Source organism: Bifidobacterium sp. LH_424 (assembly GCF_056356895.1).
On sequence record NZ_JBKEVC010000004.1, the window covers coordinates 29,245 to 50,844 of the forward strand.

The 21,600-nt window shown below is 66.1% G+C and carries 15 protein-coding genes; 2 read left to right on the forward strand and 13 right to left on the reverse strand.

Annotation, left to right across the window (positions count from 1 at the left end; translation table 11 throughout):
* The 5 genes from gltB to AC1AYP_RS05125 all read right to left on the reverse strand — a co-directional run bounded on the left by gltB (nucleotide 1) and on the right by AC1AYP_RS05125 (nucleotide 11,706).
* Nucleotides 1–4,572: a glutamate synthase large subunit gene (gene gltB, locus AC1AYP_RS05105; protein ID WP_476547049.1), complete on the reverse strand. Its 4,572-nt coding sequence runs from the start codon at nucleotides 4,570–4,572 to the stop codon at nucleotides 1–3.
* A 182-nt stretch (nucleotides 4,573–4,754) separates the two neighbouring features.
* Nucleotides 4,755–5,792, reverse strand: coding sequence for a LacI family DNA-binding transcriptional regulator (locus tag AC1AYP_RS05110; protein WP_476547051.1), 1,038 nt, complete (start codon nucleotides 5,790–5,792; stop codon nucleotides 4,755–4,757).
* A 182-nt stretch (nucleotides 5,793–5,974) separates the two neighbouring features.
* Nucleotides 5,975–7,558, reverse strand: a complete 1,584-nt coding sequence (locus AC1AYP_RS05115; RefSeq protein WP_476547053.1) for an amidohydrolase family protein — start codon at nucleotides 7,556–7,558, stop codon at nucleotides 5,975–5,977.
* Between the two features lie 84 nt (nucleotides 7,559–7,642).
* A complete protein-coding gene (locus tag AC1AYP_RS05120; RefSeq protein ID WP_476547055.1) occupies nucleotides 7,643–11,002 on the reverse strand; it encodes an ABC transporter permease in 3,360 nt (1,119 codons plus the stop codon).
* Between the two features lie 2 nt (nucleotides 11,003–11,004).
* Complete coding sequence (locus AC1AYP_RS05125; protein ID WP_476547056.1) at nucleotides 11,005–11,706, reverse strand: ABC transporter ATP-binding protein; 702 nt, start codon at nucleotides 11,704–11,706, stop codon at nucleotides 11,005–11,007.
* 281 nt (nucleotides 11,707–11,987) lie between these two features.
* Between AC1AYP_RS05125 and AC1AYP_RS05130 the strand changes: the two genes are divergently transcribed.
* On the forward strand, nucleotides 11,988–12,602 hold the full coding sequence (locus AC1AYP_RS05130) for a TetR/AcrR family transcriptional regulator (protein ID WP_476547058.1): 615 nt from the start codon (nucleotides 11,988–11,990) through the stop codon (nucleotides 12,600–12,602).
* Nucleotides 12,603–12,677: 75 nt separating this feature from the next.
* On the opposite strand, the gene AC1AYP_RS05135 is transcribed toward AC1AYP_RS05130, so the two are convergent.
* Nucleotides 12,678–13,952: an NADH:flavin oxidoreductase/NADH oxidase family protein gene (locus AC1AYP_RS05135; RefSeq protein ID WP_476547060.1), complete on the reverse strand. Its 1,275-nt coding sequence runs from the start codon at nucleotides 13,950–13,952 to the stop codon at nucleotides 12,678–12,680.
* A 72-nt stretch (nucleotides 13,953–14,024) separates the two neighbouring features.
* On the opposite strand from AC1AYP_RS05135, the gene AC1AYP_RS05140 reads away from it, so the two are divergent.
* Nucleotides 14,025–14,630, forward strand: coding sequence for a TetR/AcrR family transcriptional regulator (locus AC1AYP_RS05140; RefSeq protein ID WP_476502399.1), 606 nt, complete (start codon nucleotides 14,025–14,027; stop codon nucleotides 14,628–14,630).
* 43 nt (nucleotides 14,631–14,673) lie between these two features.
* Here the strand turns inward: AC1AYP_RS05140 and AC1AYP_RS05145 are convergent, their stop codons facing one another.
* The 7 genes from AC1AYP_RS05145 to AC1AYP_RS05175 form a co-directional block, all read right to left on the reverse strand.
* A complete protein-coding gene (locus tag AC1AYP_RS05145; protein WP_476502398.1) occupies nucleotides 14,674–14,997 on the reverse strand; it encodes a hypothetical protein in 324 nt (107 codons plus the stop codon).
* Between the two features lie 101 nt (nucleotides 14,998–15,098).
* The gene (locus tag AC1AYP_RS05150; RefSeq protein ID WP_476547062.1) at nucleotides 15,099–16,520 is read right to left on the reverse strand and encodes a DHA2 family efflux MFS transporter permease subunit; all 1,422 of its coding nucleotides are present in this window, start codon (nucleotides 16,518–16,520) and stop codon (nucleotides 15,099–15,101) included.
* A gap of 32 nt (nucleotides 16,521–16,552) precedes the next feature.
* Nucleotides 16,553–17,791 (reverse strand): radical SAM family heme chaperone HemW, encoded by a 1,239-nt coding sequence (gene hemW / locus AC1AYP_RS05155; RefSeq protein WP_476547064.1) that lies wholly within the window; start codon nucleotides 17,789–17,791, stop codon nucleotides 16,553–16,555.
* Nucleotides 17,791–19,671, reverse strand: coding sequence for a translation elongation factor 4 (gene lepA / locus AC1AYP_RS05160; RefSeq protein ID WP_476502395.1), 1,881 nt, complete (start codon nucleotides 19,669–19,671; stop codon nucleotides 17,791–17,793). The genes hemW and lepA overlap by 1 nt, the downstream gene beginning before the upstream one ends.
* 121 nt (nucleotides 19,672–19,792) lie before the next feature.
* Nucleotides 19,793–20,053, reverse strand: a complete 261-nt coding sequence (rpsT, locus tag AC1AYP_RS05165; protein WP_476502394.1) for a 30S ribosomal protein S20 — start codon at nucleotides 20,051–20,053, stop codon at nucleotides 19,793–19,795.
* Between the two features lie 138 nt (nucleotides 20,054–20,191).
* The gene (locus tag AC1AYP_RS05170; RefSeq protein ID WP_476544885.1) at nucleotides 20,192–20,956 is read right to left on the reverse strand and encodes a trimeric intracellular cation channel family protein; all 765 of its coding nucleotides are present in this window, start codon (nucleotides 20,954–20,956) and stop codon (nucleotides 20,192–20,194) included.
* Between the two features lie 19 nt (nucleotides 20,957–20,975).
* Complete coding sequence (locus tag AC1AYP_RS05175) at nucleotides 20,976–21,548, reverse strand: hypothetical protein (protein WP_476532945.1); 573 nt, start codon at nucleotides 21,546–21,548, stop codon at nucleotides 20,976–20,978.
* Nucleotides 21,549–21,600 lie beyond the last annotated feature (52 nt).

Consider the following 21,600-nt stretch of genomic DNA (forward strand, 5'->3'; position numbering starts at 1 on the left):
TCAGCGCGCTCCTTCCATGACGTGCTCGTACACCTGCTCCCAGGTGCCGGGCGTATTGAAATCGATGTGTGCGGCTTCCGCGTCGGCCATGGCCTTCTCCATGGCGATGAAGTGCTTCGGCACGACGTGCGTGAAGCGCTTGGCGCTCTCGTCCCAGTTCTCGAGCAGCGAGGCAGCGAACTCGGAGCCGGTCTCCTCGGCGTGCTTCTTGACGAGCGCGCGCACGAGGTCGGAGGTCTCCGCGTCGAGCGGCTCGAACAGCAGCGCGCCGGATTCGACGCCCTCCGGGTTGACCTGCTTCATGTCGAGGTCGAGCACGTACGTGTTGCCGCCGGAGAAGCCGGCGCCGAAGTTGCGGCCGGTGGGGCCGAGCACGACGACGGTGCCGCCGGTCATGTACTCGCAGCCGTGGTCGCCGACGCCCTCGACCACGAAGGTCGCGCCGGAGTTGCGCACGGCGAAGCGTTCGCCGGCACGACCCGCGACGAACATCTCGCCGGAGGTGGCGCCGAAGCCGGTCACGTTGCCCGCGATCACGTTCTCGTGACGGTCGAAGGTGACGCCGTCCTCGGCACGGACGATGAGGCGTCCGCCGGACAGGCCCTTGCCCGCGTAGTCGTTGACCTCGCCGTACACGCGGATGGTCTCGCCGCGCGGGATGAACGCGCCGATGGACTGGCCGCCGGAGCCGTGCAGGGTCATGTCGATCGTGTCGTCGGGCAGGCCGGCGGCGCCGTAGCGGCGGGTGATCTCGTAGCCGACCATCGTGCCGACGGTGCGGTTGACGTTGCGGATCGGCACGTCGATGCGCACCGGCTCCTTCTTCTCGAGCGCCGGCTGGGCGAGTTCGATGAGGCGGTTGTCGAGCGCCTTCTCCAGCTCGTGGTTCTGCGGCTCGGTGTTATGCAGGATGGTGCCGGGCACCGGGCCCGCCTGCTTGAGCACGTTGGTCAGGTCGATGCCGTCCGCCTTCCAGCGCTTGATGGCCTCGTCCTGGTCGAGACATTCGACGTGGCCGACGGCCTCCTCGAGCGTGCGGAAGCCGAGCTGGGCGAGGATCTCGCGCACCTCCTCGGCGATGAACATGAAGAAGTTGACCACGTGCTCGGGCTTGCCGCGGAAGCGGGCGCGCAGCTCCGGATCCTGGGTGGCGATGCCCTGCGGGCACGTGTTCTTCTGGCAGGCGCGCATCATGACGCAGCCTTCCACGATCAGCGCCGCGGTCGCGAAGCCGAATTCCTCGGCGCCGAGCAGGGCGGCGATGACGACGTCGCGGCCGGTCTTGAGCTCGCCGTCGCACTGGACGACGATGCGGGAGCGCAGGCCGTTGAGGATCAGCGTCTGCTGCGTCTCGGACAGGCCGATCTCCCACGGAGTGCCCGCGTGGCGGATCGCGTTGAGCGGGGCCGCGCCGGTGCCGCCGTCGTAGCCGGAGATGAGCACCACGTCGGCATGGCACTTGGCCACGCCGGCGGCGATGGTGCCGACGCCGAACTCGGAGACGAGCTTGACGTGGACGCGGGCCTTCGGGTTCGCCATCTTCGCGTCGTTGATCAGCTGCTTCAGGTCCTCGATGGAGTAGATGTCGTGGTGAGGCGGCGGGGAGATGAGCTCCACGCCCGGCGTCGCGTGACGCACGGTCGCGATCCACGGCGGGACCTTCGCGCCCGGCAGGTGGCCGCCCTCACCCGGCTTGGCGCCCTGGGCGAGCTTGATCTGCAGGTCGGTGGCGTGCACGAGGTAGTCGGAGGTGACGCCGAAGCGCGCGGAGGCGATCTGCTTGATGCGGCTGTAGCGCAGCGGATCCTCGATGCGGTCGTCGGATTCGCCGCCTTCGCCGGAGTTGGAGCGCGCGCCGATCTGGTTCATGGCGATGGCGAGCGTCTCATGTGCCTCCTGGGAGATGGAGCCGTAGCTCATCGCGCCGGTGGAGAAGCGCTTGACGATCTCGCTGGCCGGCTCGACCTCGGAGATGTCAATCGGCTTGCGGTTGTGGTTGAACTTCATCAGGCCACGCAGGGTCATCAAACGGTTCGAAGTGTCGTCGATGTGGTGCGTGTACTTCTTGAACATGCCGTAGTCGCCGCGCTGGGTGGACTGCTGCAGCAGGAAGATGGCCTCCGGATCGTTGAGGTGGTCCTCGCCGGTGCGACGCCACTTGTAGATGCCCCCGGTCCTGAGGTTGCGGTGCGGCGAGGCGGTCCACTGGTTCGGATAGGCGACGCGGTGGCGGGAGGCGACCTCCTCGGCGATCTCGTCGAGGCCGACGCCGCCCACGCGGGTGGTGGTGCCGGTGAAGTACTCGTCGACGACGTTCTGGCTCAGACCCACGGCTTCGAACAGCTGGGCGCCGCGGTAGCTCATGATGGTGGAGACGCCCATCTTCGCCATGATCTTGAGCACGCCGATGGAGAGGGCCTTGGTGAGGTTCTTCACGGCGGTGGCCGGATCGACCTTCACGTAGCCTTCGCGCGACAGGTTCTCGACGGATTCGAACGCGAGGTACGGGTTCACGCAGGCCGCGCCGTAGGCGATGAGCAGCGCCACGTGATGGATCTCGCGCACATCGCCGGCCTCGACGGCCATGGAGATCTGCGTGCGGGTGTGGCGGCGCAGCAGGTGGTGCTGCACGGCGGAGGTGAGCAGCAGCGACGGGATCGGGCCCCACGTGTGGTTGGAGTCGCGGTCGGACAGCACGATGAAGTTGCTGCCGTTGTCGATGGCCTCGTCGATCTCGGCGAAGATCTCGTCCAGGCGTTCCTGGAGGGCGTCGCCGCCGCCGGCCACCTGGTAGAGGCCTTTGACGACGTACGGACGGTAGTAGCCGCCGAGGATGCGCGCCTTGTCGAGGCGCTTGAGTTGCGCCATCTCGTCGGAGTCGATGACGGGCAGCGGGATGAGGATCTTCTTCGCGTGCAGTTCGGAATCGGCGAGCAGGTTCGGCTCGGGGCCGATCGCGGATTCGAGGCAGGTGACGATCTCCTCGCGCTCCCAGTCGAGCGGCGGGTTGGTCACCTGCGCGAACTTCTGGTGGAAGTAGTCGAAGAGCATGCGCGGGCGCTTGGAGAGCGCGGGCAGCGGGGTGTCGTTGCCCATGGAGCCGAGCGGCTCCTTGCCGGTGTTGGCCATCGGCGTGAGGACGATCTTGAGGTCCTCCTCGGTGTAGCCGAAGGCGCGCTGGCGGCGCTGCACGGACTGGCCGGAGTGGTTGACGTGCTCGCGGGCGGGCAGGTCGCTCATCTCCACGGAGTTGCCCTCCACCCACTTGCGGTACGGGTGCTGGGCGGCGAGGGACTTCTTGATCTCCTCGTCTGGGATGATGCGGCCTTCGGCCGTGTCGACCAGGAACATCTTGCCGGGCTCGAGACGGCCCTTGGCGACGATGTGCTCCTGCTCGGTCTCGGGCAGGACGCCCGCCTCGGAGGCGAGCACGAGGTAGCCGTCGTCGGTGAGCTGCCAGCGTCCGGGGCGGAAGCCGTTGCGGTCGAGCAGGGCGCCCACCTGGGTGCCGTCGGTGAAGACGATGTCGGCCGGACCGTCCCACGGCTCGATGAGCGTGTTGTTGTACTCGTAGAACGCCTTGAGGTCCGGGTCGAGGTCGTCGTTCTTCTCCCAGGCCGGCGGCAGCATCATGCAGATGGCGTGCGGCAGGGAGCGGCCGGCGAGGTGCAGCAGTTCAAGGCACTCGTCGAAGGTGCCGGAATCGGAATAGCCGGGCGTGGTGATCGGCAGCAGCGGCTCGAACTCGCCGAGCAGTTCGGAGCTCAGGCGGCCTTCGCGCGCGGACAGCCAATTGCGGTTGCCTTGGATGGTGTTGATCTCGCCGTTGTGGGCGAGCAGGCGGAACGGCTGGGCGAGCGGCCAGCTCGGGAACGTGTTCGTGGAGAAGCGGGAGTGGACGATGGCGACGGTGGCCTTCATGCGCTCGTCGACCAGATCCGGGAAGAAGTGGGTCAGCTGCATGGTGGTCAGCATGCCCTTGTACGTGATGGTGCGGGCGGACAGGGAGGCGAAGTACACGCCCACCTCGTGTTCGACGCGCTTGCGGACGCGGAACGTCCTGCGGTCGAGTTCGATGCCGGCGAGGCCGCCTTCCGGGTCGGCCAGGACGAGCGTCTTGAAGCTCGGCATGGCGGCGAGCGCCTGCAGGCCGAGGCCGTCGGGATTGGTGGGCACGACGCGCCAGGCGAGGACTTCGAGGCCCTCCTCGCGGGCGATCTTCGCGATGGCCTGCTCCTGCTGGCCGGAGGTCTCGATGTCGCGGTCGAGGAACGCGATGCCGGCGGCGTAGTGGCCGGCATCGGGCAGCTCGGCGGGCACGGTGGCGCGCATGAACTCGTCCGGCATGCTCATCAGGATGCCGGCGCCGTCGCCCGTGTTCTCCTCGGCGCCGACCGCACCGCGGTGGTCGAGGTTGACCAGCACCTCGATGGCGTCCTTGACGATCTTGTGTTCGGGGCGCTTGTTGAGCGTGGTGACCATGCCCACACCGCAGGCGTCATGCTCGTTGGAGGGGTCGTACATTCCATCCGGAGCGTGGACCGTGAGATCAAGCGGGGCTTTGAATGTCACCGAAATCACCTCAATTGGTTGCGGGCGCGCGGAAACGCGCCACTTGGGTCAGTTGCTGTTGACAGCGTAGCGTCGCACTATGTCCTCCGCGTTTCGCTGTCCATATACCGAGTTGCTGAAAAAGTCAATACCCAATTTTAACCGTTTCCGCGGCGCGGCCCGCCGCGACGCTTGACGGCGTGTCAACGCCAGGGAACGTATTCGGTCTCGGAGTCGCGGAGCGCGGGCTGGCCTTCGACCACGTCGACGCGGGCGGGCGGCGGTTCCACGCCGTCACGTCGCGCCTTCACCTGCTCGTAGAGCATGCGGAAGGCGCGCCGCCCCATCTCGAGATAGTTCTGGCCGTAGCTGGTCAGCGCGGGCGACCACATGGCGGCGAAGTTGCGGTCGTCGAATCCGACGACGCTCACGTCGTCCGGCACCTGGCGCTCCTTCTCCTTCAATCCGCGGATCACGGCGATGGCGGTCTCGTCGTCGCCGGCGAAGACGGCGGTCACGTCGTCGCGCTCCCCCAGCGCGCGGCCGGCCGCGGCGGCCTCCTCCAGATCACGGGAGACGACGATCGGCTCGTGGATCGCGGCGCCGCGTTCCTCGAGCGCGTCGCGCCAACCGTCGGTGCGCGTGTTGTCGGTGGGGCCTTTCGGACGGGTCACGTGGAAGACGGTCTCGTGCCCCAGGTCGAGCAGGTGCATGGTCATCCATCGTCCGGCCTCGCGTTCCGCGTTGACGATCTGCCGGTCGGCGTCGCCGAATCCGCCGCCGACGACGACCAGCGGCAGGTCCTTCGGCAGGTAGTCGAGCGCCTTGATGCCGGCGCGGTCGTACTGGTAGACGATGGCGCCGGCGGGACGCACGGACAGGCCCATCCTGACGCGCGCCTCGACGGAGTCCATGTCGGATTCGTCCAGGGAGACGATGTTCATGAGGAACCGGCATGCGCGCGCCGCCTTCTCGACGCCGTGATTGGTCTCGGACGTGGAGAAGGCCTCCGGGTTGGCGGCGAACACGACCACCGTGTCCATCTCCCGGTTGGACAGGGCGCGTGCGACGACGCTCGGCTCGTAGCCGAGCTCCTCGATGGCCTTGGCGATGCGCGCGCGCTTCTCCTCGGAGACCTTCACCGTGCCGTTGAGGTAGCGGGAGACGGTGGGCGCGGAGACGCCGGCGAGACGCGCCACGTCCTTGATCACCGGACGGGAATGTCCCGTGCTTCTCGCCATGCGTCCCTCCCGATCTCCCTCTGCACGGCCATCCGGCCGATGTCGACATATCAAAACGCAGTTATATATAAGAGGCCAAGCAGGACAAGGGTGGCGCGGTGAAAGACCCGAAAGACCCGGGACCTCATGGACCGGCAACGGGGCCGCATGCCTCCGGCGGGTCCATGCGGGAGCAATGGAGATCACGATGTCGGAGGAATCTCCGCGATCCGGTTCCCGGTGAGCCTCATGGGTCTGCGGTGGGGAGCCGTCGCGACGCCGCGCACCTTGCCGGAACCTTCGTCCATCGTCACGTCGAGATGCACGTCCAGCGGGCCGAAGGGCAGCCGCACACGGATGTCGAAGGCGTATTCCGCGTCTTCCGTCGTCCCCGTATCCCGGGCCACGCGGCGTCCGTCATGATATGCGGCGACGAGGCCCATGACCTTCGCCTTGCCGTGGAACGTCGTCCTGCCGGCGTCATCGAACACAACGATCACCGGAATGACGATCTCGCCGACGGGCGATGCGACATACACGACGTACCGGTCCGCGAGCTTCGGATCGTCCGAGGCGTCGAGATCGAACCGCAACGCCCTCTCCTCGGCGACGGTATGTCTCACGGCCAGTTGCGCGGCCTTCGGCGGCACCGGGACCGGCAACGCCACGTGACGTTCGGAGAACAGCCGATGGCGGAGACGCTCCATCCAATGGCGACGGCCGGGGCGCGGACGCGGGGCATCGCCGGCCGCCGCGACCGATCGGACGAGGATCTTGTCCCGGGCGGCCGGCGACGGTTCGCGCGCGGCTTCGGCAAGGGCCGGGATCGAAGCCAACCGCGGGTTGACGGCGAGCGCGTTGCCGGTGAAGAGCGTCCTTTTCTGCGTGTCGGTGAGCTTGTCGGTCTCCTCCAACGCGCGCGCCTGTCCGAGGCACGCCTCGATCGGCGTATAAGGCGTGTCCGATCCGTAGAGCAGGTGCGATTCGGGCACGTCGAGCAGCAGGTCGGCGAGCTGTTTGGGCTCGCTGAATCCCGCCACGTCGAAGTACACGTGGGCCATGGCCTCCTTGAAGTCGGCGCGGTGGTCGGGGTCGTTCATGCGCAGGATCAACGCGAAGCTTTCGAACCTGTCGGCGAGGATCGACGTGAACGCGCCGGCGTGCGGCAGCACCCATGTGATGTCCGGGAATCTGACGAACGTGTCGTTCATCACCATGTTGGCGAACGCGCGCGTGGTCTCCACGAAGTATTCGAACGCGGGCAGGGACAGCCCCTCGCATGCGCCGGGCACGTGTGCGGCCGGCGCCGTGGGATGGATGATCGCCAGGGCTCCGCGCGCGTCGAGTTCGCGCATCAGCGGGTCGAGACGGGAATCGCCCAGATAGCATCCGTGATGGTTGGTGGTCAATCCGATGCCGTCCGCATGCAGCTCGTCCATCGCGCGCCTCGCCTCGGCCACGGATTCACGCTCGTAGGGCAGCGGCAACGTGGCGATCAGGCCGAAACGCGAGGGGTCGGAGGCCGCCATCGCGGCACCCTGATCGTTGATGCGCCGTGCCAGGCCGAGGCATTCGGAGGCGTCCGGCATCCAGATGTTCGGCGAGGAGAGCATCAGGTGTGCGTAGGAGATGCCCAGCAACTCCATCTTGTCGCGCTGCCAGTCCATGTTCCAGTAGTCCGGCGTCGGGTAACCGTCCGGGTCCCCGGGGTGATGGCGTTTGAGGAAATCCAGGTATGCGGGCGGCAGGTAATGCGATTGGAAATCTATCTTGTGCGTGTATCTCATGATTCGTTCCGATGTGTGATTCGTTCCGATGTGGTTGATCGCGCGTTGATCGCGCGTTGGTTCGGCATAATCGCCCGGACCCGTTCATTCCACCGACTTGAGGGCGGCGAGCATGTCCACGTCGCGCAGCCTGCGGTAGACGACCAGCCCGAGCGCGGCGAGCACGAGGGCGATGAGGACCAAGGGCGCGGCGAACGCCGCCCATCCGAGCGCGGGGTCGAACATGACCTCGTCCGGAGGCACCTCGGTGATGATGTACCGGTGGAGGCCGGCGCCGATTCCGTATCCGGCGAGGATGCCGATCGCGGAGAGCAGGATGGTCTCCCGGTAGATGTACATCGTGGTCTCGTTGGTGTGGAAGCCGAGCACTTTGATGGTGGACAGCTCGCGTATGCGTTCGGACACGTTGAGGTTGGTGAGGTTGTAGAGGATCACCACGGCGAGGAGCCCCGCCACGAGAATCAGCACCTCCATGATCTGGTCGAGCGAGTCGACGATCGTGGCCACCTGGTTCTTCATCGTGGTGTTCTGCACCACTCCCCTGACGCCGTCCACGTTCATGAACGAGGCACCCTGACGCCCGGCATTGCCGATGCCGCCGTCCTTGAGCCGGACCATGTAGGCGTTCGACCGGTAGGTCTTGTGGAACGTGCGGCCGTATCCGCCGGAGGTCATCACCATGAAATGCCCGATGTACATCTCGCTGACGCCGTCCACGCGCACCTGACGGTCCACGCCTTCGGCGTCGGTGACGGTGATCGTGTCCCCCACGTCCGCGCCCAGCATGTCCGCCATGCGTTCGGAGATCACCGCCCCGCGGTCGGTGAGCACCTGGGGCTTGTGCCCCACGCGCGAACGCAGGGTGAGGTAGTCGCCGAAGTTGTAGGCGTCGTCGGTGACGAGCAACGTGATGGTCTGCTTGTCGTGCTCCTCGCCCGCCGTTTTGGTGAGTTCCTCGTATCTGATCGGGGTGGAGGATTCCACGGCGTCACGACGCATCGCGTCGGCCACGGCCTTGCGTTCCTGCTGGTTGTCGTCGGCGCGTTCGGCCACGATGAGGTCGTAGTGGATGAGCTCGTCGAACTGCCGTTCGCCGATCTGGCCGATGGACGCCTGCACGCCGAGTCCGGCGGTGAGCAGCGAGACCGCGCCAGCCACGCCGAGGATGGTCATCAGCCCGCGCGACTTGTAGCGGAACAGGTTGCGCGCGGTGACCTTGCGCGTGAAGTTGAGCCTGCCCCAGATGAATCCCACGCGTTCGAGGAGTATCTTCGAACCTTTCGCCGGAGGTTTGGGCAGCAGCAGGGCCGCCGGCTTGTCGCGCAGCTCGCGGGCCGCGGCGAGTACCGCGGGCACAATGGCGCTCGCCCATGCGAGCAGGAACGCCGCCACGGTGACGAGGGGATGGAACGCCAGTCGGATGCGGGGCATCGTGAAGCCGCTGTCGTAGGCGTGGTAGACGATCAGCGGCAACAGCGTATGTCCGGCGATCACGCCGATGACGGTGCCGATCGTGGAGGCGGTGAACCCGTAGAACACGAATTTCCCGAGGATGTCCGCGTTCCCGTAGCCGAGGGCTTTGAGCGTGCCGGAGTTGACGCGTTCCTCGTCGACCATGCGGCCCATCGTGGTGAAGGTGACGAGCGCGGCCACGAGGTAGAGGAACACGGGGAAGATCATGGCGAGTTTCTCCACGATGTTCGCGATGATCTCGTACACGCGGTAGCCCTCGGAGGTCAGTCCCTCGCGCCGCCCGTCGATCGAGTAGGCGGGTACTTCGAGCGTGTCCACCTTCTCGCGGGCGAGCGCGATGTCATGTTCGGCTTTCTCGATCTTCTTCTCGGCCGCGGGTTTGGCGGCGTTGAATTCGGCGAATCTCGCGTCGTACTCGTCCTGCGCCTTCTCGATCCGCCGTTGGCCTTCGACGAGCTGGGAGACGCCGGATCCCGTCTCTGCCCCATCGGAGCCGCTGTCGGCCAACGTGGAGACGGCCGTGCCGAGTTCGCTTTGCTTGTCGGCGAGCTGGTTTCGCGCGTCGGCGATGGCTGCGGCGTTGCTCTGGTATGCCTGCGAACCTTGTTCGAGCTGCGACGCCCCATCGTTCCATTGTGCGAGCGCGTCATTGTAGGCGGCGAGTTTCGTGTTGTACTGCGCTGCGGCGTCGTTGTAGGCGGCGAGCGCCTTGTCGTATTGCGCTTCGGCGCTGTCGTACGCACCGCCGGTCAGTCCGCTCGACTCCCATTGCGCGAGGAGCGCGCCGATCTTGTCGAGCACGGTTTTGGCGGCGTCGAGCTGGGTGCGTGCCTGGTCGAGTTGGCTTTTCGCCTGGACGAGTTCGGTCCATGATTCGTCGAGTTTGCCTTGGCCTTGGCCGAGCTGCTGTGCGCTGGCGGCGAGCGCGGTCTGCGCGGCGTCGAGCTGGGAGTCGGCGGAGGCGATCTGGGCGGTCGCTCCGGCGAGTTCGGCCACGGCGGAGGACGCCTGGTCGGCGGCTTGGATGGTGCCGTCGGCGAGTTGGTCCTTGCCGTCTTCGATCTGGGTTTTCGCGTCGTCGAGTTGCTGCTGCGTGTCGGCGAGCTGTTGCTTGGCGTCGTCGACCTTGCGTTGCGCCTTGTCGATCTGCGCGCGTCGGTTTTCGCGGATGGAGGCGGCGCGCGCGTCTGGCTGGTTGGCGAGCCGCTTGGTCAGTGCGGTCTTGTGCGCGTTCACCCGGTCGCGGTAGTCGGCGGTCCAATAGTCGACGCCGCGGGTGTCGCGGAAGGTGATGCGTCCGATCATCGTCACGTCGGAGTCGAATACGGTTTTCGTGACGACCGCGTAGCCGTCGAGTTCGCCGGTGCCGGCGGTGGATTGGCCCATGTTGAGGTTGGAGACGGTGTCGCTGGCGTCGACGAATCCGACGACGGTGAAGCTGTCGCGCGTGAGCACGGTGTCGCCGGCGATGTCGGGGCGTTCGGTGAGTCCGATGGTGCTGCCGACCGCGTATGTGTCGCGTTCCGCCCGGTCGAGCGCGATTTCGTTCGCGTGTTCGGGCAGGCGGCCTTCGATCACCTCGTAGGTGGAGACCGTGTCGGGTTTCGAATAGACGCGCAGGCTGTGGTTCGAGTTCCGGATGACGACGTCCTTGAAGTAGCCGAATTCGGCTTGTGCGACGCCGTCGGTCGTGCGGATGATCCTCTCGTCGTCGCGGCTCAGCCCGTAGTCGCTGATGACGGTGACGTCGGCGAGGTCGTGGCGGTCGTAGAAGTCGGTGCCGGTAATGCGCATGTCGGGTCCGGTGACGAACAGTCCGACGAGCGCGAACGAACCGAGGACCATGAGGCTCACGATGGAGAGGAACCGGCCTTTGGATTTGCGCAGGGTGATGCGGATGTCCTTCCACAGCATCCGTTTGCGTGGGTACGCCGTGCTGCCCTTGCGGTGTGTGCGGGAACGGTATGCCATGCTCACCACTCCAGATCCTCGATGTTCATCGGATGCGCGTTGGTCTCGATGGATTTGACGCGGGCGTCGTGCATGTGGATGACGCGGTCGGCGATCGGCGCGATGGCCGAGTTGTGGGTGACGATGACGACGGTGGCGCCTTTCTCGCGGCTCTGGTCCTGCAGGATCCTCAGGACCTGTTTGCCGGTGTTGTAGTCGAGCGCGCCGGTGGGTTCGTCGCATAGGAGGATCTTCGGGTTCTTGGCGACGGCGCGGGCGATGGCGACGCGCTGCTGTTCGCCGCCGGAGAGCTGCGCCGGGAAGTTGTCGATGCGGTGTTCGAGGCCGACGTCGACGAGCGCCTGCACCGGGTCCTGCGCGTCGCGCACGATCTCGGAGGCGAGTTCCACGTTCTCGCGCGCGGTGAGGTTGGCGACGAGATTATAGAACTGGAACACGAAGCCGATGTCGTAACGGCGGTAGTCGGTGAGCTGGCGCGCGGTGTAGTTCGAGATGTCCTTGTCGTCGATGATCACCTGGCCTTCGGAGTTGGTGTCCATGCCGCCGAGGATGTTGAGCACCGTCGATTTGCCGGCACCGGATGCGCCGAGGATGATGGCGAGCTCGCCTTGCTCGATGCCGAAGCTCACGTCGTTGTTGGCCGTGATCGTGGTATCTCCCATGTGGTACCGCTTGAAGCTGTGCACCATTTCGATGTATGCCATGACGGTCTTCCTTTCCCTGTGTTTCCTCAGCTCCCCTTGCCAGGGGAGCTGTCGGCGAAGCCGACTGAGGGGTAGTCGCAGGCCGCCGCCCGCGAACCATGAATGAACAACGTGTTGATTGTGTTGCCACGATGGTAGGGGCGCACGGGAAGGGCGGTCAATGAACGGTTTCCGTGATTCTGTTCAGATTGGACACATCGGCGGAAATTGGTGATTCACCACCCTATATCGACAACATGTTGATAGAATCGGATGTCAGGTTCGACGAGGATAGGAGGAGCATGGCAGGCAAACGCCACACGAAGACGGAGGCGAAGATCAAGGCCGCGTTCACCACGCTCGTGCAGTCGAAGGGATTCGACGCGATGACGGTGAGCGACATCGCCCGCACGGCCGGCATCAACCGCGGCACGTTCTACATGCACTATCTCGACAAGTTCGATCTGCGTCAGCAGCTCATCGACGACACGATCGCCGATCTGACGACCATCCTCATCGGCAACGCCGACTCCGACGCCCGCACCGTGTCCGACACCACCGGGCGGGCGATCTGCGACGCGTTCCAGGCCGAATCGATCTCCGCCGCGTTGCGCTACGCGCGCGACGACTATGCGTTCTTCAACGCGATCTCCCGTTCCGGCAACGACATGCAGCTCTACGACAAGCTGAAGAAGGTGCTGAAGCAGCTGATCGTCACGCAGGCGCAACGGCTCGGCGCCGACCCGCAGTCAGCCTACAACGGCATCCCGGCGGACTATGCGATGGAAATCCTCGTTTCCGCGGTCTCCTCGATCATCTGGCTGTGGATCCGCCGAGGATGCCGGGAGACGCCCGAGGAGATCTGCCACATCATCGAGAAGAACAAGACCACCGCCCCCATCGACGTGCTGTGGTGACGCGATGGCCCATCGGGCGCTGGGCCATCGCCGCAACCGTGCGGGAACACGTCACCGGCGGGCCGGACACGGTCATCACTGCCGCCCTTTGCGTCGGCGCGGGGTGAGGGCGGCGGGGCCGTGCCGCTTGATGGCGAACATGAGCGCCCTGAGGCCGCCGATGCGCAGGTCGGGGCGTTCGCCCCGCGCGATGCGGTTCATCTGCAGTTCGAACCAGCTGATGACGAGGATGCCGCCGAACACCTTGTCGAGCGGCGTGATGCCGGTCGTCACACGCGGCAGGTCGACGGAGCCGTCCCACCGGTCGCGGATGATGCGGTTCGGCAGGTCGGGCACGAGCGCCAGAGGGCGGGCGATGCCGATCATCTGCGTGATGCCTTCGTCCAGCGCGCGTTCCATGTCGCGCGCGTTGCGGAAGCCGCCGGTCAGGGCGACCGGCACGGTCAGTTCGCCTTTGATGCGGCGCGCGAAATCGGTGAAGTAGACGCCGCGACGGCGGTCCTCCGCAGCGCCGCCGCTGGTCTGGATGACCGGTTTGGCGTAGGTGCCGCCGGAGATGTCGATGAGATCGACGCCGCGTCTCTCCAGCTGCTTCATGACCCAGATGGATTCCTCCTCGCTGAAGCCGCCAGGCACGCCGTCCTGCGCATTGAGCTTGACCGCCACGGGGAAATCGGGGCCCACCGCCTCGCGCACCGCGTCGAACACGTCGAACAGGAATCGGGCACGGTTTTCGAGGCTTCCGCCGTATTCGTCGGCGCGCCGGTTGTCGAGCGGCGAGAGGAACTGGTTGATGAGGTAGCCGTGCGCCGCGTGGATCTCCACGCCGGTGAAGCCCGCCTTCTTCGCGATGCGCGCCGTGACGGCGAACCGGCGGACGATGTCGCGGATCTGCCCGTGGGTGAGTTCGGTCGGTTCGGCGAAGAACCTGCCGTATTCGCCGTCGACGCCGCCGGCGCTCGGGGCGAGCGGATGCGGGTTGATGGTGATGGGCGACTGGCGGCCGGGATGGTTGATCTGCATCCAGCAGTGCACGCCGTGCCCGGTACCGGCGGCCGCCCACCGGCGCAGCATGTTCAGGTCGCGTTCGTCCTCGACGGCCACGTTGCCGGGTTCGCCGAGCTGCGTGCGGTCGACCATCACGTTGCCGGTGACGAGCACGCCGACCCCTCCCCTCGCCCACGTGCGGTAGAGGCGCACATGGGCTTCGGTCGGCTCGCAGCCGCGGCCGGCGAGCGCCTCGTTCATCGCGGATTTGTAGAACCGGTTCTTCACTCTCACGCCGCAGGGCAGGGTCAACGGTTCGGCGATCGGCGTCGCGGGTGCGGTCACGGTCCTGTCGTTCGTCATGATTCCAACTTTCCATACGTCCATATTTATACAGTTGTCCAATCTATCATAAAGTTGGACATATGCAAAATCATGGACGATGGGCTATGCTGGACGATCATGAAGAAGGATCTCAACGCCAAACTCACGCGCGGCACGCAGCGCACGCTCGACGCGTTCTTCGACGCGATGACCGCCCTGCTCGCCGAGAAGCCGTTCACCGGAATCAGCGTCAACGCGCTGTGCGAACGGGCCGGCTATCCGCGCGCCACGTTCTACAACTATTTCGAGGACCGCGACGACCTGCTCGACTACTGCTGGACGGCGTTGTCCGATCAGGCGAATCTCTCCGATCTCGCGTCATCGGAACCGGAACATCGGGTGGATACGGCGCTCGACGCGATGGCCGACCTGCTGGAGTCCAACGCGGACCTGCTGCGCGCGGTGCTGGAGCACAATCCGCCCGAGGGGCCGCTGTTCTCCAGTCTGCGCATGTTCATCGAGCGGAAGTCGCATGAGATCATGAGCACCTGCGTCGACCGTGACCGCTTCGACCTGCCGGCCGATCTGATCGCCGACCATTACGCGAACACCGTGATGCTCGTCCTCGACTGGGCGTATCTGCGCGGGCACACGCTCACCCGCGAGCAGCTGCACACCTATACGCATACGCTGCTCGCCGGCATGGAGCGGGGATAGGCGAAGGCCCACCGCGAGTCACCGGGCGGGAGCACTCCGCATCTCAGACGAACAGGCCGACCATCTGCGCCGCCAACGCGATCAGCAGGGCGCAGGAGATGACGAACCACACGCCGCCGACCACCGCGGTTCCGATGCCGACGCCCTTGCACCATGACGGCACGGGCTTGCGGCGGTACACGCGCCAGGCCCTCCACGCCAGCAGCGCCGCCCCTTCGACGGCGAGCAGGAAGGCGATGCCGAGGCATACGCCCGCTCCGACGGCCAGGGCCGCGCCCACGCCCAAGATGGCCAGCTCGACGGCCATGACGGCGAGCATGACGATATACAGCGCGATCAGCACTATGAACAATCCGGCGATGATCATCGGCCCCTCCCCCTATGCTCCGGACGCTCCGGATCCGTCAGCGGACGCGGACGCCATGGCGTCTCCGGCGTTCCTTCGATTATCCCCGCCGTACCGGACCGTCAGCCCCTGCGACGGCCCGCGCCTTCGCCGCGCAGGAACACGAGCGGGATGACGATCAGCGGGACGGCGCATGCGCCCATGGCCAGATACGTCAGGTTCAGGCCGTGCATGTCGGCGGCGGCCATGCCCATGCCGCCGGCGTGCGCGGACGCCGCCAGCGCCGTCATCATCCCGACGAACACGGCCTGGCCGATCGCTCCGGCGATGGTGCGCAGCGCGGTGAGCAGCGCGTTCGCGTCGGCGAGACGCCCCTCGCCCGCCGCGCTCGTGCCCCAGGTGACCAGCGGCATCATCAGGCAGCCGATCGCCAGCGAGCGCGCCACGTTGATCGTGGCGGCCACCCAGATCGACGCGGACAACGGCAGCAGTCCCATGCACAGGTTGCTGGCGGTCAGGCAGACGCCGCCGACGAGGAACAGGCGCTTCACGCCGAACCGGTCGTAGAGACGGCCTGCCATCGGGCTAATGACGGCCATGGCGAGCGAGCCGGGCAGGCTCACCAGACCGGCCATCGACGCGGAGCCGCCTTTGATGGTCTGCACGTAGAGCGGCAGCATCACCGACGATCCCATCATCGCGAAGTACAGCAGCATACTGCCGACCACGCTCAACGCGAATCCGCGACGACGCAGGATGCGCACGTCGAGGAACGGGCGTTCGCGCCTCAGCTGCAGCATCACGAACCATACGGACGCCGCGACGCCCGCCGCCAACGGGAGCAGCACCGTCATGCTCGTGAACGGCATGGAGCCGATGCTGCCGATGCCGAGCGTCACGCCGCCGAACGCGACGACGCTCACCGCGAACGACAGCATGTCGAAGGACCGTTCGGACGTGTTGAGCACGTTGCCGAACACGAGGCACGCGGCGGCCAGCGACACCGCCATCACGCCGGCCACCAGGTAGAAGATGGAACGCCAGCCGAACGCGTCGACCATCATACCGGACAATGTGGGCGCGATCACCGGCGTGACGCCGACGGCGAGCCCGTACCAGCCCATGACCGTGCCGCGGCTGTCCGGATAGATGGTCATGAGCACGACCTGCGCCATCGACATGAGCAGTCCGTTGCCGCACGCCTGGATCACGCGGCCGACCATGATGGCGGCGAACGGCACCGGGGCAACGCAGACCAGCGAGCCGACGATGAACAGCGCGGCGCCGGCGAGGTAGAGCGGCTTGGTCGGGAACCGCGTGATGAGGAACGCGGTCAGCGGCATGACGATGCCCATGGCGAGCGAGTAGCCGCTGGTGAGCCACTGGCCGGTCCGCATGTCGATACCCAGATCGTGCACGATGGGCGGCAGCGCCGTGGTGAGCGCCGTGGCCATGATGGTCGTCGCGATGCACGAAAGCATGATGTTGACGAAGATGAGCGCGCGGCGACGCTCGCTCAACGAGGTGGGTTCAAGATAGGACATGGTGCTGCTTCGTACGGTTTCGTTTCTGGGGTTCACACGCCGGCGAGGTCGAAGACGCGTTCGATGACGGCGTCGTTGAGCAGACGCCCCTTGCGTGTGGGGATGACATGGGTGCGGCCTTGCGCATCGGTCTCGATGACGATGAGGCCGTCCTCGACCATCGGCCGCAGTTGCGCGGCGTCGATGGGTCGCAGGGACGTGGAGCCGTCCGACTCGCGTGCGGAGTCGATGGCCCGGTTGATGCGGGTCAGGTCGAGACCTTCGCGGATGCGCAGGCCGAGCATGATGAGCTCCTCGAGGTTCTCGCCAGGCGTGATTGTCTCGCTGCCTCCCCACGGGACGCGGCTCTCGTTGATGGCTGTGGCCCACATGCGCGGGTGGGCGATGTCCCACGCGCGCAGGGCGTGCGTCGCGGCGTTGCCCCCGGAGGCGACGGCGTTGTAGTGCGAATGCGCGCCGGGGCCGAGACCGGCCCAGTCGACGTTGCGCCAATAGCCGAGGTTGTGCCGGCTCTCATACCCGGGTTTCGCCCAATTGGACACCTCGTACCATGCGAGACCCGCGGCCGTGAGCAGGTCGTCGGCGATCTCGTATTTCGCCGCCTCGTCGTCGTCGTCCGGCTTGGGCAGGGTGCCGGCGGCGATCCGACGGCCCATCTTGGTGGTCGGCTCCACGGTCAACGCATAGGCGGAGATGTGGTTCACGCCGAAATCGATGGCCGTGCGCACCGACGTGCGCCAATCATCGAGGCTCTCCCCCGGCGCGCCGTAGATGAGGTCGACGCTGGAACGCAGACCGGCCTTGTCCGCCGCGTGCACACCGGCTGCCACGTTTTCGGGCGTATGCGTACGGTCGAGCGTCTTCAGCACGTGCGGCACGGCGGACTGCATGCCGAAGGAGATGCGGGTGAACCCGCCTTCGGCGAGACGGTCGATGTAGTACTCGTTGACCGTGTCCGGATTGGCTTCGGTGGTGATCTCCGCGCCGGGAGCGATGCCCCAGATGCGGCGGACGGCGTCCAGCATGGCCACGAGGTCGTCCGCGGAGAGGATGGTGGGCGTGCCGCCGCCGAAGAACACGGTGTCGGCCGGAGGCTCCTCGATGCCGTGCGCCAGCTGCCATTCACGCGTGAGCTCCATCTCGCGCACGACCATGTTCGCATAGTTGCCGCGCGACGCCCCCGCTCCGAGGTCGCGCGCGGTGTACGTGTTGAAATCGCAGTACCCGCAGCGCCGCATGCAGAACGGCACGTGGACGTAGACCTCGAACATCAGCCTTCGGTCTTCTGGGCGGCGCGGATCTTGTCCTTGGTGTCGCGGTCGTTCGCATCCTCGCCGGTGGACAGGGCGGCGATGAACGCCTCCTGCGGCACTTCGACGTGGCCGAGCATCTTCATGCGCTTCTTGCCGGCCTTCTGCTTCTCGAGGAGCTTGCGCTTACGCGTGATGTCGCCGCCGTAGCACTTGGCGAGCACGTCCTTCCTGAGCGCGCGGATGTTCTCACGCGCGATGATGCGCGAGCCGATCGCCGCCTGGATCGGAATCTCGAACTGCTGGCGCGGGATGAGCTCGCGCAGCTTCTTCGTCATCATCACGCCGTAGGAGTACGCCTTGTCGCGGTGCACGATGGCGCTGAACGCGTCCACCTTCTCGCCCTGGATGAGGATGTCCACCTTGACGAGGTCGGCCGACTGCTCGCCGTCCTCATGGTAGTCGAGCGAGGCGTAGCCCTTGGTGCGGGACTTCAGCTGGTCGAAGAAGTCGAACACGATCTCCGCCAGCGGAATGCGGTAGTGCATCTCCACGCGGTCGGTGGAGATGTATTCCATCGTGCCCATCTGGCCGCGATGGTCCTGGCACAGGTCCATGACCGCGCCGATGAAATCCTTCGGCGTGATGATGTCCGCCGCGACCATCGGCTCGACGATCTTCTTGATCTTGCCGTCCGGGAACTCGCTCGGATTGGTGACGTGGTGCTCGGATCCGTCCTCGCTGGTCACCTCGTAGGTGACGTTCGGCGCGGTCTGGATGAGGTCGAGTCCGAATTCACGGCTGAGACGCTCGGAGACGATCTCCATGTGCAGCAGGCCGAGGAAGCCGCAGCGGAATCCGAAGCCCAACGCGACGGACGTCTCCGGCGTATAGACGAGGGCGGCGTCGTTGAGCTTGAGCTTGTCGAGCGCCTCGCGCAGTTCGGGGAACTGCGCGTTGTCGATCGGGAACAGGCCGGAGTAGACCATCGGCTTCGGGTCGCGGTAGCCGGGCAGCGGCTCCGTGGCGGGGCGCACGGCGGAGGTCAGGGTGTCGCCCACCTTCGACTGGCTCACGTCCTTCGCGCCGGTGATGATGTAGCCGACCTCGCCGGCGCCGAGCGCCTTGGTGCGGGTCATGTCCGGGCTGATCACGCCAATCTCGATCGGATCGTGCGTCATGCCGATGCCCATCATGTGCACCTTCTCGCGGTCGTGCAGCTCGCCGTCCTCCATGCGGATGTAGGTGACGATGCCGCGGTAGGAGTCGTACACGGAATCGAAGATCAGGGCGCGTGCCGGCGCCTCGGGGTCGCCTTCCGGAGCCGGCACCTCCATGACGATCTGGTCGAGCAGGTCGGCGACGCCTTCGCCGGTCTTGCCGGACACACGCAGCACGTCGCTCGGCTCGCAGCCGATCAGGCCGGCGATCTCCTCGGCGTGTTTGTCCGGTTCGGCGCTCGGCAGGTCGATCTTGTTGAGCACCGGGATGATGGTGAGATTGTGGTCGATGGCCATGTACAGGTTCGACAGCGTCTGCGCCTCGATGCCCTGCGTCGCGTCGACGAGCAGCACCGCGCCCTCGCATGCGGCCAGCGCGCGCGACACCTCGTAGGTGAAGTCCACATGGCCGGGGGTGTCGATCATTCCCAGCGTGTATTCGGTGCCGTCGAACGTCCACGGCACGCGCACGGCCTGCGACTTGATGGTGATGCCGCGCTCCTGTTCGATGTCCATGCGGTCGAGGAAGCGGTCGCGCATCTCGCGTTCCGGCACGATGCCGCTCAGCTGCAGGATGCGGTCCGCCACGGTGGACTTGCCGTGATCGATGTGCGCGATGATGCAGAAGTTGCGGATCAACGACTGGTCGGTGGAACCGGGCTGGTTGTGCTGGGTGGCCACTGAGCATGCCTCCTAATCGACTGTAGTCAAACCTTCATTAGTGTACGCGAAATAAGAGACCCCGCAAACCGACGGGTTTGCGGGGTTCCTCGACCATCCGCTCAACGGAGCGGATTCAGTCTCACAGGGCGTTGATCGCGAGGGCGAGGCCGGACTTGCGGTTGGCGGCCTGGTTCTTGTGGATCACGCCGGCGCCGGCGGCCTTGTCGAGCTTGCGGGCGGCGACCTGGTAGGCGGCCTGGGCGGCGGCCTTGTCACCGGCGGCGATGGCCTCGCGGGTGGCGCGGACGGCGGTCTTCAGACCGGACTTGACGGCCACGTTGCGCTTGTGCGCCTTCTCGTTGGTGATGACGCGCTTCTTCTGCGACTTGATGTTTGCCAATGTAACTCCAAACGACGTTTGCTATAAGGACATACGAGACGTAGATGATAGCACGCCGTGCGGATAACACGACGCGCCGTCTTCGGCCGGCCGGCGCGGCCCTTCCGTCCCCATACCGGACGGGCGTCGGGAGGGACGTCAGACGTCGTCGTCATCGTCCCAGCGGGCGCGCGGCCCGCGGCCCGCGGAGCCGGATTGCGGCGTGATGTCGGGGCGCCTGAGGTAATGGCTCTCCCCGGGCAGATAGACGTTGTGCCGCTCCACGGCGCCCGGGAACGTGATGTTGTAGATCACGGAGGACAGACGCATCCCGACGATGAGCACGATGATGAGCACGTCGAGCCCGATCTCCTGCTCGGCGTTCAGCAGTCCCGCCATACGCCCCTTGCACACGAACACGGTGCACACGCATCCGATGGCGGAGGGCACCGCATACCAGTGTTTGTCGCGGATGATCATCGGCACGTCGTTGAGCAGGATGTCGCGGGTGAGACCGCCGCCCAGCGCGGTCGCCATGCCGAGGAATCCGGCGGTCATGCCGGACGTGCCGAGGTACATGGCCTTCGCCGTGCCGTTGACCGCGAACAGGCCGAGCGCGAGCGCGTCGAGCGTGATCATCGACCATTTGAGCTTGTTGACCTCCGGGTGGACGATCGCGATGGCGACGCCGGAGACGAGCGCGGTGACCACCGACCATCGATCGGTGATGCCGACGGGAGGCACCTCGAGCAACACGTCACGCAGGATGCCGCCACCCAGGGCGGTGAGCCACGCGATCACGAGGATGGCGAACAGGTCGTACCGCTTGCGCACGGCCGCGAGCCCGCCGACGAGACCGCAGCAGAACACCGCGAGATATTCCACGCCCATGAAGAACGCGTTGCTCTCCAACGCCACCTGCATGAGCAGCCCCCTTCCGTCGTTACAGGACGACGACGCATACGACGACCGCGATCAGCACGACGGCGACCGCGGATCCCGCCAACAGGCCGACGGACGGTCCACGCCTGCGGGCGGCATGCCGCCTCGCCTGACGCTTGCGGTCCCCCCGCGGCTCATCGGCACCCCCGCGTCGATGGCGTCCGCGCCTCGCCCCCCTCTTCCTGCCGGCGGCGGCCCCGTGCCGTCGTCGGGTACGCGCCGGCCGCGATGCATCCGCATCGTCGTTCCCGTCGACGCCATCCGCTTCCGATGATGCGGGGACCGCCGGCTTCTCGTCGTCCTCGGTCCGCAGCCGCGAGATGTCGTATTCCGGCATCGTGCGCGCCAGGGCGGTGAGTTCGGCGCTGACGTGGGATTCGGAGCATTGCTCCGCGATGCGCCTCACACGATTGAGCATGAGGTCGAAGGACTCCTCGTCCGCATGCGTGGATTCGCTCTCGTCATCCTCGAATCCGGCCATATGCTGGCGCTCGATCAGATCGTTCACATACGAATGGACGTCGATATGGAGGTTCTCATCGAGATCGAGCAGGACGGAGCGGGACTCCGGCACATGTCGCGATGCACCGTGAGTCTCCGTTTCCCTAGTCTGTGCAACGTCCACG